Source organism: Caballeronia sp. AZ1_KS37, assembly GCF_023631165.1.
GTDB lineage: Bacteria > Pseudomonadota > Gammaproteobacteria > Burkholderiales > Burkholderiaceae > Caballeronia > Caballeronia zhejiangensis.
Genome location: NZ_JALQDP010000001.1, coordinates 130,239 through 143,519, shown reverse-complemented (window position 1 = coordinate 143,519; position 13,281 = coordinate 130,239). Strand labels below are relative to the sequence as shown.

At 62.4% G+C, this 13,281-nt stretch carries 12 protein-coding genes and 1 tRNA gene; 4 read left to right on the top strand and 9 right to left on the bottom strand.

Features of this window, described 5'->3' with window-relative positions; translation table 11 throughout:
* Nucleotides 1–14: 14 nt before the first annotated feature.
* From NCS00_RS00675 to NCS00_RS00665, 3 genes are read right to left on the bottom strand one after another with little or no spacing between them, the layout of a single operon-like run.
* Entirely contained in the window at nt 15–491 is a 477-nt protein-coding gene (locus NCS00_RS00675) for an OsmC family protein (RefSeq protein ID WP_175979696.1), read from the bottom strand.
* Nucleotides 492–501: 10 nt separating this feature from the next.
* Entirely contained in the window at nt 502–1,371 is an 870-nt protein-coding gene (locus NCS00_RS00670) for a patatin-like phospholipase family protein (protein ID WP_034470311.1), read from the bottom strand.
* 11 nt (nt 1,372–1,382) lie between these two features.
* A complete protein-coding gene (locus NCS00_RS00665) occupies nt 1,383–1,790 on the bottom strand; it encodes a PaaI family thioesterase (protein ID WP_250438783.1) in 408 nt (135 codons plus the stop codon).
* 160 nt (nt 1,791–1,950) lie between these two features.
* On the opposite strand from NCS00_RS00665, the gene NCS00_RS00660 reads away from it, so the two are divergent.
* Nucleotides 1,951–2,026, top strand: a tRNA-Lys gene (locus NCS00_RS00660).
* 498 nt (nt 2,027–2,524) lie between these two features.
* On the opposite strand, the gene NCS00_RS00655 is transcribed toward NCS00_RS00660, so the two are convergent.
* Nucleotides 2,525–2,911, bottom strand: coding sequence for a DUF488 domain-containing protein (locus NCS00_RS00655; protein WP_034470746.1), 387 nt, complete (start codon nt 2,909–2,911; stop codon nt 2,525–2,527).
* A 198-nt stretch (nt 2,912–3,109) separates the two neighbouring features.
* Between NCS00_RS00655 and NCS00_RS00650 the strand changes: the two genes are divergently transcribed.
* The gene (locus NCS00_RS00650) at nt 3,110–4,483 is read left to right on the top strand and encodes an MFS transporter (RefSeq protein WP_034470744.1); all 1,374 of its coding nucleotides are present in this window, start codon (nt 3,110–3,112) and stop codon (nt 4,481–4,483) included.
* Between the two features lie 6 nt (nt 4,484–4,489).
* On the opposite strand, the gene dbpA is transcribed toward NCS00_RS00650, so the two are convergent.
* Both dbpA and NCS00_RS00640 read right to left on the bottom strand, forming a co-directional pair.
* A complete protein-coding gene (gene dbpA / locus NCS00_RS00645; protein ID WP_034470302.1) occupies nt 4,490–5,872 on the bottom strand; it encodes an ATP-dependent RNA helicase DbpA in 1,383 nt (460 codons plus the stop codon).
* Nucleotides 5,873–5,877: 5 nt separating this feature from the next.
* Nucleotides 5,878–6,072, bottom strand: a complete 195-nt coding sequence (locus NCS00_RS00640) for a hypothetical protein (protein ID WP_008352215.1) — start codon at nt 6,070–6,072, stop codon at nt 5,878–5,880.
* Between the two features lie 156 nt (nt 6,073–6,228).
* On the opposite strand from NCS00_RS00640, the gene NCS00_RS00635 reads away from it, so the two are divergent.
* Nucleotides 6,229–7,089, top strand: a complete 861-nt coding sequence (locus NCS00_RS00635) for an AraC family transcriptional regulator (RefSeq protein WP_250439058.1) — start codon at nt 6,229–6,231, stop codon at nt 7,087–7,089.
* Between the two features lie 69 nt (nt 7,090–7,158).
* Here the strand turns inward: NCS00_RS00635 and gyrB are convergent, their stop codons facing one another.
* The 3 genes from gyrB to dnaA form a co-directional block, all read right to left on the bottom strand.
* Nucleotides 7,159–9,642: a DNA topoisomerase (ATP-hydrolyzing) subunit B gene (gyrB, locus tag NCS00_RS00630; protein WP_008352217.1), complete on the bottom strand. Its 2,484-nt coding sequence runs from the start codon at nt 9,640–9,642 to the stop codon at nt 7,159–7,161.
* A gap of 135 nt (nt 9,643–9,777) precedes the next feature.
* Nucleotides 9,778–10,881 carry a DNA polymerase III subunit beta gene (gene dnaN, locus NCS00_RS00625; protein ID WP_008352220.1) on the bottom strand — a complete coding sequence of 368 codons (1,104 nt, stop codon included), beginning with the start codon at nt 10,879–10,881 and terminating at the stop codon, nt 9,778–9,780.
* A 265-nt stretch (nt 10,882–11,146) separates the two neighbouring features.
* A complete protein-coding gene (gene dnaA, locus NCS00_RS00620) occupies nt 11,147–12,727 on the bottom strand; it encodes a chromosomal replication initiator protein DnaA (RefSeq protein ID WP_250438781.1) in 1,581 nt (526 codons plus the stop codon).
* 406 nt (nt 12,728–13,133) lie between these two features.
* Between dnaA and rpmH the strand changes: the two genes are divergently transcribed.
* Entirely contained in the window at nt 13,134–13,268 is a 135-nt protein-coding gene (gene rpmH, locus NCS00_RS00615; protein WP_004198824.1) for a 50S ribosomal protein L34, read from the top strand.
* Nucleotides 13,269–13,281 lie beyond the last annotated feature (13 nt).

Below are 13,281 nucleotides of genomic sequence, written 5' to 3'. Positions count from 1 at the left end.
CGTCGCGGCGAAGATCAGAGCGTCGACATTTCGATCGACGGCTCGCAGCGCACCGGAAAATTCACCGAGTTCGCGATGAAGCAAAAGCGGTGCGCCTCTTCGTGCAGGCGCGCCGCGAGACCGGCGTCGCTGCCCGCGCCGATCGTCACCTTCGGACGCAGCAGCACATCGACGAAACGTCCGTCGCCCTTCGACTCCTCCTGCATCGTGCCGATGGCTTCATCGACATAACCGGTCACCGCGATCTTGTTCGTCGCGCACAAGTGCAGATACCAGAGCATGTGGCACGACGAGAGCGACGCCACGAACAACTCTTCGGGATTGTGACGCGCGGGATCGCCGCGAAACGCCGGATCGCTCGACGCCTCGATCGCCGTCTTCGTGCCGACGCGCACGAGGTGATCGCGCGAATACGCGTCGTAAGCCGATGTGCCGGAACCGAGATTGCCGGTCCAGTCGACGGTCAGTTCGTACGTGTGTTTCTTCGCCACGGTCTGCTCCTCAAGCGAGATGCGAAGCGGTTTCCATCAGGCGCGGAAGACGTTCCAGGAAGTCTTCGCCGTCCGCGCGGCCCAGATCATAAGCATGTTGCATTTGCGCCGGACTCGTATAGTCCCAGCTCGAAATCGGCACTTTGCGCGACGGCTGGATGTAAAGGCGCTTCTGCTCGCCGTGCGGCACGACGAACATGCGCTCGCGCGGATAGAGGCGCGTGACCATCACGAGGACGAGTCCCGGCGATGGATCGAGCGCGGAGACGGGCACGTTGTCGACCATGCCGCCATCGAGAACCGGGCGGCCGTTGCGCCGGAGGATCGGCGTGAACGGCGGCGTGCTCGACGATTGCAGGATGAGATCGGCGAGATCTTCGATCGTCGCGCATTCCTGCGCCTTCACGAATTCCGGATGAAAGCCGAGCGCCTGGCCGAGCGTCGGATGCAGCGTCTTGCGCACGTATTTTTCGATGTTGTACGCGATGAGGCCCGCCGCGACCGCGCTGCGCGCGCCGAGCCAGCGCGGCAGATGCGACACGCCGATGCGGATCTCGGGCGCCGACGCGAGTTCGTGGAAGCGGTTCGCGAAGATGTCGAGCAGCGCCTGGCGATAGATGCGGTAGTGCGGAAACACCGATCGGCCGCGCAGCAGGTTGCCCCAGTAGGCGTTGCGCGTGTTGTCGCGCAGGGCGTGGGCGTAGTAGTCCATCACCCAGCGCGACTGGTTCGTGTAGAGCATGCACGCCGTGGCCGCGCCCGCCGATATGCCCGCGATGATGCGCGGCCTGAGATCCAGTTCCGGCTGGATGACGTCCCAGAAGCCGGCTTGCCACCAGCAGCGGTTTCCGCCGCCGGCGAATACGACTTGGTCGAACATTTATTTGTCGTTCACTTGTTGATGAGCGCGTAGGTAGTCGTGGCGTGCGCGGCGAGTTCGCCTTGTTCGTCGTGCATCTCGATTTCGCCGAAGACGAGATTGCGGCCGCGACGCTGGATGTGCGCGGTGATCAGCACGTCGCCGGTTTTGACCGGGCGCATGAATGTGGTGTTGAGGGAGACGGTGGTCATCGGCTGGAACCCGCCGAGAATGTGCGAGACGGCGATGACCATCGCGGTGTCGGCGGCGGCCATGAAAACTTGCCCACAGATGACGCCGCCCGCGTGACGCAGATGATCCGAATACGGCAAGCGCAGCGTGACGGCGTTTTCGGCGATGGATTCGGGCGCGAGGCGCAGTTCCTTGACCCACGGCGCGAGGATGTCGTCGAGCAAGGCGCGGATGGCGGTTTCGTCCATGGTTCTTCTTTCGCGATGCGGTGGCTGAAGATGCGTCATGATACCGGGGCGTCGCGCGCTCGCAGACGCCCTTCAGGGACGGTTTCGTCAGAAAGTTAAGAATTTTCGCTGCGAGGGCTTGCGCTTCTGCAAAAGCTCCCGCTATAATTTCGCTTCTGTTGGGGCGTTAGCTCAGTTGGTAGAGCAGCGGACTCTTAATCCGTAGGTCGAGTGTTCGAGTCACTCACGCCCCACCAAGCATTACGAAGCCCGGTTAGCGAAAGCTGACCGGGCTTTTTGCTTTTCGTGCGCGTCGGATCAGCACGGCGTCTTTCTCATGCAACGACCGTCGCGCGCGCAGTGCATCGCAAACCCGGCCGAACGTAGCGACCTCCAACCGGGTTGATTTTGTTTGTCAGTTGTCGCATACACCTCGCCGACAACCTACGCGTCGACAATTCTCAAAGCACTTCGAACCAGGCCTTGATCTTGAGGGCCATCAACTTTCGACGCTCCTCCAGAAAGACGTCATATTCGTCGACATTTCCATACAGCATGGAGACCGGAACGCAGTTGGCTTCAAGATTTGCGATGAGATCCTCTCGCTTGTCGATGCACTACTAACTACTTGCCCCATCGCGACATCCGTTCGGGTTGAATTCAGACATCCGAATCAGATTGCCGACGCGCCCGCCCAGCCGCGGGCGCTCACTTGAAGCCGAATTATAGACTCCGGCTCTGGAGTTATCGGACTCTCAAACCACCTCCGCCCCGCGCGCCTGCAACAACTCCCGCAACACCGAGCGATGACACCGCGCCTCATCCTCGCAATAACACCCGACCGAAAAGTTCGCGGTATGCGACAACGCCGCCAGCAAATCGAGCGTCTTGCTCGCATCCGACTCAGCCATCTCCGCTTTGAACTTCTTCACGAACGCGCGCCAATCCTTGTCGTTCTCGGCATGAAGCGCCTGCGTCACCAGTTCCGGCGTCGGCGCTAGCACCGGATACCACACGTCATAAAAATCGCGCTTCGCGAACTCGGCCTTCGGCACGCCGCGCGGCGGCCGCCGCACCGTGCCGATCCGCAATCCCTCGTTCTCCGCGCGCGGCGTTCCCAGTCTCACGATCCGTATCGTCATCATCGGTCTCCTTCGATGAACCAAAGCCGTAAAAGCATAACCGCTGACATCGCTTTGAAAGCTCCCGGGCACCCATCCAGCGAAACCGCGAATCTTCCCGTATCGTTTCGGATTATTCTCCGTTCGCTTACATCCGGAATGCCCGTCGTGCCCACCGAAGAACGCCCGCAAGACCTGCCTCACGACCCCGACGCCCCGATGACCCCGCTCGAGCGCCGCGGCATGGCCGCGATCCTGCTCTCGGTCGCGCTGGCGACGCTTGACACCGCCATCGCCAATACCGCGCTGCCCGCGATCGCCGCCGATCTGCACACGACGCCCGCGGCCTCCGTCTGGATCATCAACGCCTATCAGCTCGCGATGGTCGCGACGCTGCTCCCGTTCGCCGCGCTCGGCGGCATTCTCGGGCATCGGCGCGTCTATCTCGGCGGGCTGATCGTGTTTCTGATCGCGTCGGCGGTATGCGCGTTTTCGTGGTCGCTGCCGACGCTCGTCGCCGCGCGCCTGCTGCAAGGCCTCGGCGCGAGCGCGATCATGAGCGTCAACGCGGCGCTCATCAGCGCGATTTTTCCGCCGCACCGGCTCGGACGCGGCGTCGGGCTGAATGCGCTCGTCGTCGGGATCGCGTTCGCGATCGGGCCGACGGTCGCGTCGATCGTCCTCTCGCTCGGCACCTGGCCGTGGCTCTTCGCGGTCAACTTGCCGGTCGGCGTGTTCGCGTTGATGATCGCATGGCCGTCGCTGCCGCAGACGAAGCGCGCAGCGCACGGCTTCGATCGTTTCGCGGCGCTGCTCAACGTCGTCACGTTCGCGTCGCTGATTTTCGCGCTCGGCGAAGCGGCCCAGCGCGCGCCCGCGCACACCGTGCTCGCGTCGTTCGGCGTCGCGCTCGTCGCGGGCTTCCTGCTGCTGCGACGCGAACGCGGCCATCCCGCGCCGATGCTGCCCGTCGATCTCTTCCGCCGCCCGATGTTCGCCCTTTCGACGATGACCGCCATCTGCTCGTTCGCTGCGCAAGGGCTCGCGTTCGTGTCGCTGCCGTTCTTCTTCGAAAGCGTGCTGGGGCGCAGTCAGGTCGAAACAGGATTTCTGATGACGCCGTGGTCCGCGCTCGTCGCGCTCATGGCGCCGATCGCCGGACGTCTTTCCGATCGTCACGCGCCCGGTCTGCTCGGCGGCGTCGGGCTGGCGATTCTATGCGTGGGAATGGTTTCGCTCGCGATGCTGCCCGCAGAGCCGCATGCGCTGGAGATCTGCATTCGCATGGCGATTTGCGGCGCGGGCTTCGGTTTCTTTCAGTCGCCGAATCTGAAGGCGTTCATGTCGAGCGCGCCGCGCGAACGCAGCGGCGGCGCGAGCGGCATGATCGCGACGTCGCGTCTGATCGGACAGGCGACGGGCGCTGCGCTCGTCGCGTTGTGTTTCAGCATCGCCGGAAAGCATGGCCCGGCGCTCGCGTTGTCGCTGGGCGCGGCGTTCGCGGGCGCGGGAAGCATCGCGAGCGGATTGCGGCTCGTCACGCGCAAACAGTCGTCCGAGCGCATCGTGGGAGACGCGTCGCGCGAGGCGTGAGCGCGCTCACATCCGGCGCACTTTCACTTTGCGGCCTTTGAGCTTGCCCGCGCTCAGCTTGCGCACGGCGTCGTCCGCGACCTTTCGCTCGACGGCCACGTAGGTGACCATGTCCATCACGTTGATCTTGCCGATCTGCTTGCCGTCGAAGCCCGCCTCGCCGGTGAGCGCGCCGAGCACGTCGCCGGGGCGAATCTTGTCCTTGCGGCCGCCGAGAATTTGCAGCGTCGCCATCGGCGGCTTCAGATGACCCGGTTCCGCCGACGTCAGTTCGTCGAGCGGATGCCATTCCACTTCCGCGCGCTGCGCCTCTTCGATCGCGCCGACGCGCCCCATTTCGTCCATGCTCGCGAGCGACAGCGCCCAGCCTTCCTCATCGCCGCGACCGGTGCGGCCAATGCGATGCACATGCACTTCCGGGTCCGGCGTCACATCGACGTTGATCACCGCTTCCAGTTGCGCGATGTCGAGCCCGCGCGCGGCGACATCGGTGGCGACGAGCACCGAGCAACTGCGATTCGCGAACTGCACGAGCACCTGGTCGCGCTCGCGCTGCTCCAGTTCGCCGTGCAAGGTCAGCGCTTCGAAGCCTTGCGCGGACAGAACGTCGAGCAGATCGCGGCATTGCTGCTTCGTGTTGCAGAACGCGATCGTACTGACCGGGCGATAGTGATCGAGCAGCAAGCCGACGGCATGCAGGCGCTCGTGATCCTCGACCTGATAGAAGCGCTGCTTAATCTTCGCGTTGCTGTGCTGTTCCTTGAGCTTGATTTCGCGCGGATTGCGCAGGAACTGCTGGCTCAGTTTCGCGATGCCTTCCGGATACGTCGCCGAAAAGAGCAGCGTCTGACGATCTTTCGGGCATTGGCGCGCGACCGACGCGATATCGTCGAAGAAGCCCATGTCGAGCATGCGATCGGCTTCGTCGAGGACGAGCGTGCGGACCGCATCGAGCGAAAGCGTCTCGCGCTGCAGGTGATCCATGATGCGTCCCGGCGTGCCGACGATGATATGCGCGCCGTGCTCGAGACTCGCGATCTGCGGGCGCATCGGCGTGCCGCCGCACAGCGTCAGCACTTTCACGTTCTCTTCCGCGCGCGCCAGGCGGCGGATTTCCTGCGTGACCTGATCGGCGAGTTCGCGCGTCGGACAGAGAACGAGCGCTTGCACCGCGAAGCGGGTCGCATCGAGTTTGGCGAGCAGCGGCAGCGTGAAAGCAGCGGTCTTGCCGCTGCCCGTTTTCGCCTGCGCGATGAGATCGTGGCCCGCGAGCGCCGGCGGCAGGCTCGCGGCCTGGATCGGCGTCATCGACAGATAGCCGAGCTGCTGCAGATTCGACTGCATCGCCGGCGAGAGCGGCAGGCTGCTGAAAGAGGTGTCGGTGGTCATGTCGGTTATCGCTTGCCGTGCGGCGTGATGTCCTGGACTTGCTCGTAGGTCACGTCGCCGTCGTTGGTCTCGTGGCGCGTGACGTAGTTGCGCGCGCCGCACATCGGGCAGCGGAACAGCAGGCCTTGGCCCTCGTTGTGAATATCGACGTCCGACAGCGCCCAATCGGCGCCGCAGGACTGGTTTCGGCAGGTGAACATGTTCGTATTTCTCGGTTCGTGGCGCGTTCGTGCGCTCAAAGGCGAAAGTGTACGCGTGTCTCGTGGCGGCGCGGTCGGCGCAAGTCCGCAAGAAATGCTAAAGCGGGTCGTGCTACGTTTCCTGACATCGGGTTTTCTTTCCTTTCGGAGCTGGCGATGAGCGAAAAGTCTTATGAGACGCGGCTCGCGCGCGTGGTCGCGTATATCCACGATCATCTCGACGACGCGCTCGATCTCAATCGGCTCGCCGAGGTGGCGTGTTTGTCGCCGTATCACTGGCATCGGATTTATCACGCGTTTTATGGAGAGACGGCGGCGGCGACCGTCCGACGCTTGCGGCTGCATCGCGCGTCGAACGAGCTTTTGCAGGGCGCCCTGCCGATCGATTCGATCGCCGAACACGCGGGTTACAGCAGCGTGCAGGCGTTTTCGCGGGCGTTTCAGGCGAGTTATCGGATTCCGCCGGCGCAGTTTCGCAGTGAGGGCGGCGCTTCGAGATTCGTTCCTTTGGATGAAGTTCGATCAGGAGATACGGCGATGCATCAGGTCGATATTCGTAGTCAGCGTGGATTTACGGTCGCGGCGATGGAGCATCGCGGGTCGTACATGAATATCGGGCGGGGGTTCGAGATGCTGTTTCACTGGCTCGCGGTGCGCGGGCTGGTCGATCCGCGGGCGCGCTCGCTCGGGATTTATTTCGATGATCCTTCCGCCGTTGCCCAAGACGATTTGCGCTCGATGGCTTGTTGTGAGCTCTTCTCCCCCGACGATGTGAAGTTCGAACCGCCGGTTTCGCGCGTGGAAGTCGCGGGTGGGGAGTTTGCGGTGCTCACGCATATCGGGCCGTATGCGCAGCTTTGTTTTGCGTATCAGTGGTTGTATGGGGAATGGTTGCCGCGCTCCGGGCGTGAAACCGGAGAGGCGCCGGTTTTCGAGGTTTATGTGAATGATCCGAGGGAGACCGCGCCGGGGGATCTGGTGACGGAGATTTGGTTGCCGTTGCGGCAAAGCGCGTGATGCGCGAAAAGAAAAACCCGTGCCGCTTGCGCGGACACGGGGTTTGGATGATGCAGAGACAATCAGCAATCAAACATCAATATTCCCCGCCCGCAGCGCGTTATTCTCGATAAACGCCCGACGCGGCTCGACATCATCACCCATCAGCGTCGTAAAGATGCCATCCGCCGCGATCGCGTCCTCGATCTGCACGCGCAGCAAACGCCGCACGTTCGGATCCATCGTCGTTTCCCACAGCTGCTCGGGATTCATCTCGCCCAAGCCCTTATAGCGCTGCTTCGAAACGTTGCGCTCGGCATCCGCGATCAGCCACTTCATCGCGCTCTTGAAATCCGTCACCGCCATCGAGCGCTCGCCGCGCTTGATCAACGCGCCTTCGCCGATCAAGCCCTTGAAGGTATCCGCCGTCGAAACAAGCTGCTTGTAATCCGCGGTCAGCTGCAGGTCTTCGTCGAACACCGTGACCTTCACGTTGCCATGATGACGCCGCTTGACATGCAGCGAGCGCAGCTCACGCACCTGATCGTAAGCCGGTTCGACGCTCACTTCCGGCTTCAGCGGGTCGGCACGCAGACGCTCTTCCAGACGCTTCGCCGATGCCTCCGCCGCTTCTTGCGACGACAGATCGATCACCACGCCGTCCATCACGGCCTCCAGCGAAGCCGCGTCGTAAATGCGGCTGAGACGATCGACGACGGCCTGCGCCAGCAAATAAGCACGCGCGAGCTCGCCCAACGCATCGCCGGAAATCGGATCGGCGCCTTCGCTCGGGATGAGTTCGGACCCTTGCAACGCCAGCTTCAACATATGCTGATTGAGCTCGTGCGCGTCCTTCATATAGCGCTCGTCCTTGCCCGCCTTGATCTTGTAAAGCGGCGGCTGCGCGATATAGATGTACCCGCGCTCGACGATCTCCGGCATCTGCCGATAGAAGAACGTGAGCAGCAGCGTGCGGATGTGCGCGCCGTCGACGTCCGCATCGGTCATGATGATGATGCGGTGATAGCGCAGCTTGTCGAGGTTGTAGTCGTCCTTGCCGATGCCGCAGCCGAGCGCCGTCACCAGCGTCACGATCTGCTCGGAAGACAGCAGTTTGTCGAAGCGCGCCTTCTCGACGTTCAGCACCTTGCCGCGCAGCGGCAGGATCGCCTGGAACTTGCGGTCGCGTCCCTGCTTCGCCGATCCACCCGCCGAGTCGCCCTCGACGATATAAATCTCGGACTTCGCCGGATCCTTCTCCTGACAATCCGCGAGCTTGCCCGGCAAACCGATGCCGTCGAGCACGCCCTTGCGACGCGTCATCTCACGGGCCTTGCGCGCGGCATCGCGAGCACGCGCGGCATCGACGATCTTGCCCGTGATGATCTTCGCGTCGTTAGGCGTTTCCTGCAGATAATCTTCCAGCGCCTTCGCGACGATTTCCTCGACCGGCGCGCGCACTTCCGACGACACGAGCTTGTCCTTCGTCTGCGAGCTGAACTTCGGCTCCGGCACCTTCACCGACAGCACGCACGACAAACCTTCGCGCATGTCGTCGCCGGTGGTCTCGACCTTCGCCTTCTTCGCGATGTCGTTATCGGTGATGTACTTGTTGATGACGCGCGTCATCGCCGCGCGCAGGCCCGTCAAGTGCGTGCCGCCGTCGCGCTGCGGAATGTTGTTAGTGAAGCACAGCACGCTTTCGTTGAAGCTGTCGTTCCACTGCATCGCCACTTCGACGGTCACGTTCTCGCGCTCGCCGACCGCGTGGAATACGGTCGGATGCAGCACCTGCTTCGCCTTGTTGATGTACTCGACGAAACCCTTCACGCCGCCCGCGAACGCGAAATCGTCTTCCTTGCCGGTGCGCTGATCCGTCAAGCGAATCCGCACGCCGTTGTTCAGGAACGAAAGCTCGCGCATGCGCTTGGCGAGAATGTCGTAGTGGAATTCGACATTGCCGAAGATAGTCGCGTCCGCCAGAAAGTGCACTTCGGTGCCGCGATTTTCCGTTTCGCCGACGACCGGCATCGGCGAATACTGCACGCCGTCTTCCTCGACGAGCTCGCGGTTCTGCACGACGCCGCGCGCGAACTCCATGAAGTGCTTCTTGCCGTCGCGGCGCACGGTCAAGCGCAGCCACTCCGACAGCGCGTTCACGCACGACACGCCCACACCGTGCAGGCCGCCCGACACCTTGTAGCTGTTCTGGTCGAACTTGCCGCCCGCGTGCAACTCGGTCATCACGATTTCGGCGGCGCTACGCTTCGGATCGTGCTTGTCGTCGCGCTTCAGACCCGTGGGCACGCCGCGGCCGTTGTCGGTGACTGAAATCGAGTTGTCCGCGTGAATGACGACGTGAATGTCGTCGCAATATCCGGCGAGCGCTTCGTCGATGGAGTTGTCCAGCACTTCGAAAACGAGGTGATGCAGACCGGTGCCATCCGACGTATCGCCGATATACATGCCCGGCCGCTTGCGCACGGCCTCCAGACCCTCGAGGATCTGGATCGACGATGCGCCGTAGCTGTTGTCAGGCTTGTTGTCGGGTTGCGAATTTGTGTTTTCAGTCATGGATTTTTTCCGGTTCTGCGTCACTGCTTCGACACTGCTTCGATAACGCTGCGATTACTGCTCGAACTTTTCAAAACACCTTAAAAACGCCAAAGGGGCGCGCCGCCCCTTGGAGTGTTCTCGGTATTGCGTGCGTCAGATACGCATCGGCATCACCACATACTTGAATTCCTCGTTCTCGGGAATCGTGATGAGCGCGCTGGAATTGGCGTCGCCAAGGCTCACCTTGAGCGTGTCGACCTTCAGATTCGCGAGCACGTCGAGCAGATACGTGACGTTGAATCCGATATCGACGGAATCGCCCTGATAAGCGATTTCCAGTTCTTCCTGCGCCTCTTCCTGGTCCGCGTTCGTGGACATGATCTTGAGCTGGCCCGGCTCGACGAGGCAGCGCACGCCCTTGAACTTGTCGGACGTGAGAATCGCCGCGCGCTGCAGCGAGCGCTGCAACTCTTCGCGGCCGATCTCGAACGTGTTCTTGTGCGACTTCGGGATCACGCGCTGGAAGTCGGGGAACTTGCCCTCGACGAGCTTCGACACCAGTTCCACCTGACCGAAGCTGAACTTCACCTGCGTCGCGGCGATGTCGATCTTCAACGAGTCGTCGATGTCTTCGAGCAGGCGCTGCAACTCGAGAATCGTCTTGCGCGGAATGATGACTTCCTGACGCGGGAACGAACCTTCGATCTTCATCGACGAGAACGCGAGACGGTGGCCGTCGGTCGCGACCGCCATCAGCTGGTCGCCATCCACCACGAGCAGCATGCCGTTCAGGTAGTAGCGGATGTCCTGCTGGGCCATCGCGAAATAAACCATGCCGAGCAACTGGCGGAACGTCTTCTGCGGAACCGAAAGGCTCGCGCCGAAGTCAGTAGCCTGGTTGACCGTGGGAAATTCGTCGGCGGCGAGCGTCTGGAGCGCGAAGCGGCTCTTGCCCGAACGCACCGTGAGACGCTTGTCGGAGAGGTCGAGCACGACTTCGCCCGAAGGCATCGCGCGCAGAATGTCGAGCAGCTTGCGCGCTGCGACCGTCGTGGCGACCTGATCGCTGCCGACGCCGAAATCGGCGCGCGTCGTGATCTGGAGTTCGAGGTCGGTCGAGAGGAACGACACATCGGCGCCGTTCTTGGTGATGAGCAAATTCGCGAGGATCGGCAACGTATGGCGGCGTTCTACGATGCCGCTCACGGTTTGCAGCGGCCTTAGAAGATTATCTCGTTCGGTCTTGACCAGTTGCATAGAGTTCCTTCGTTGATGTGACGGCCTGTCCGCCGGTTTCGCCACCAGATTTGCCCGACGGACAACCTCGTAACACGCGTTGCCGGCCCCCCGCCGGTCACTCGCGAAAACTGCGCTCGAATGCCGCCCAGGCCACGGACGGCTAAACCTATATTGTGCCTCAAAACGGAACCGCTCCCTAAAAATGGGGACGTTTTCGTTAAAAAACAGGCCGCCGGGCGCAATAAATGACGCGTGCGTTCCTGGCAAAGCGTCGATCGGTCGCTTAGCCCTTCAGCGTCTGTTCGAGCACGTGCAGTTCGTGGTTCAACTGCGCATCGGTGCCGCGCTCGGCCGCGATCTTGCGCACCGCGTGGAGCACGGTCGTGTGATCGCGTCCGCCGAACAGTTCGCCGATCTCGGGCAGGCTCTTCTGCGTCAGTTCCTTCGCCAGATACATCGCGATCTGGCGCGGGCGCGCAATGTTAGCCGGCCTCTTTTTCGAATACATGTCGGCGACCTTGATGTTGTAGAAATCGGCCACCGTCTTCTGGATGTTCTCCACCGAGATCTGCCGGTTCTGCACCGTCAGCAGGTCTTTGAGCGCTTCCTTGGTCAGTTCGATCGTGATGTCGCGGCCATGGAACTTCGAATACGCGAGGATCTTGCGCAGCGCGCCTTCGAGCTCGCGCACGTTCGAGCGCAGATGCTTCGCGACGAAGAACGCGACGTCCTCCGACAGGCTCACGCCTTCCGACAGCGCCTTCCTCATCAGAATCGCGACGCGCATTTCCAGTTCGGGCGGCTCGATCGCGACCGTGAGACCGGAGTCGAAGCGCGAGATCAGGCGATCGTCGATGCCGGAGATTTCCTTCGGATACGTGTCGCTCGTGATGATGACCTGCGCCTTGTTCGCGACGAGCGCCTCGAACGCGTAGAAGAACTCTTCCTGCGTGCGCGACTTGCCGGAGAAGAACTGAATATCGTCGATGAGCAGCAGATCGAGCGAGTGGTAATAGCGCTTGAAGTCGTCGAACGCCTTGCGCTGGTACGCCTTCACGACATCGGACACGTATTGTTCAGCGTGGATGTAGCGGATGCGCGCGCCCGCCTTGTCCATCAGCAACTGATTGCCGATGGCGTGAATCAGGTGCGTCTTGCCGAGACCCACGCCGCCATACAGAAAGAGCGGGTTGTACGAAATGCCGGGGTTGTCCGCGACCTGAATGGCCGCCGCGCGCGCGAGCTGGTTCGCCTTACCGGTGACGAAGTTGTCGAACGTCAGCACCGGATTCAGCTTCGAGCGCTCGTAGGCGGAATCGTTTTCACCCGCGGCCGAAGGCGCGCCGCCCGGACGCCACGTGCGTCGGCCGGCAGCGGCTTCGTTGGCGTCGAGGCTCGGCAGGTCGAGATCGGCCTGATCTTCCTGCGTGGCTTGCGCCTGCTGTGCCGCTTCTGCGGCGAGCGCGTTGATGTGCGCGGTGGCGTTCGCATGCGCAACGACCGTCGGCGACTGAGGCGCGGCCGCAGCCGGCGCCGGGGCGCGCGGCGCGACGGGCGCGCTCGCGGTCGGACGTGGCGCGGCATTCGGTCCGCCGCCGATGGCGTTGCGCGCGGTCGCTTTCGGATCGAGGACGAATTGCACGTCGATGGGCGCGCTGAAGAAGTCGCGCGCCACATCGGCGATGCGGCCCGAGAACTGGCTCTTCACCCAGTCGAGCTTGAAGCGATTGGGAGCGGCGATGCGCAAGGTGTTCGCGCCGGCATCGAAGTCGACCGGGGTCAGCGGCTTGATCCACGTGACGTACTGCTGCGGCGTGAGTTCGCGCGCAAGCAGTGCGGAACAGTGTTCCCAGAAATCGTTCATCGAATGCGGTCGTTATGGTTTGCTCCGCACCTGCGGGCCGTGCTTGCCGAACGTTCGGACAAGTCCCGGCACGGCCGAGCAGGGATGCTCCGGAGGCTTACGCCGCAAGGGTTTGCGGGCGGACGGCGGGCCGAAGCAGCGGGCGGATATTTGGGAGTAAGGCGAGATTCTAACGCCAAACGAGGGTGGCGCGCGAGTTATCCACAGGGTCAAATCAGCACGTCGGACGCGGTGGAAATGCGCCGGAATACGCGTTCGGTGGCGCTAAACTATTGACGGTCAATAGGAAAACGGTTTAAATAGCGGGTTCCGCGAAAACAGAATTCCTGAACCTCCGGCCATCGCGCTTGCAGTGACCACACTGGAGCCTTAGCCCGCGCGGTCAATCAACTCAAGTGAGAGCACCATGAAACGTACTTACCAACCTTCCGTTACCCGTCGCAAGCGCACCCACGGCTTTCGCGTTCGCATGAAGACCGCTGGCGGCCGCAAGGTCATCAACGCTCGCCGCGCGAAGGGCCGCAAGCGCCTGGCCATCTAAGTCTGCCGAGTGT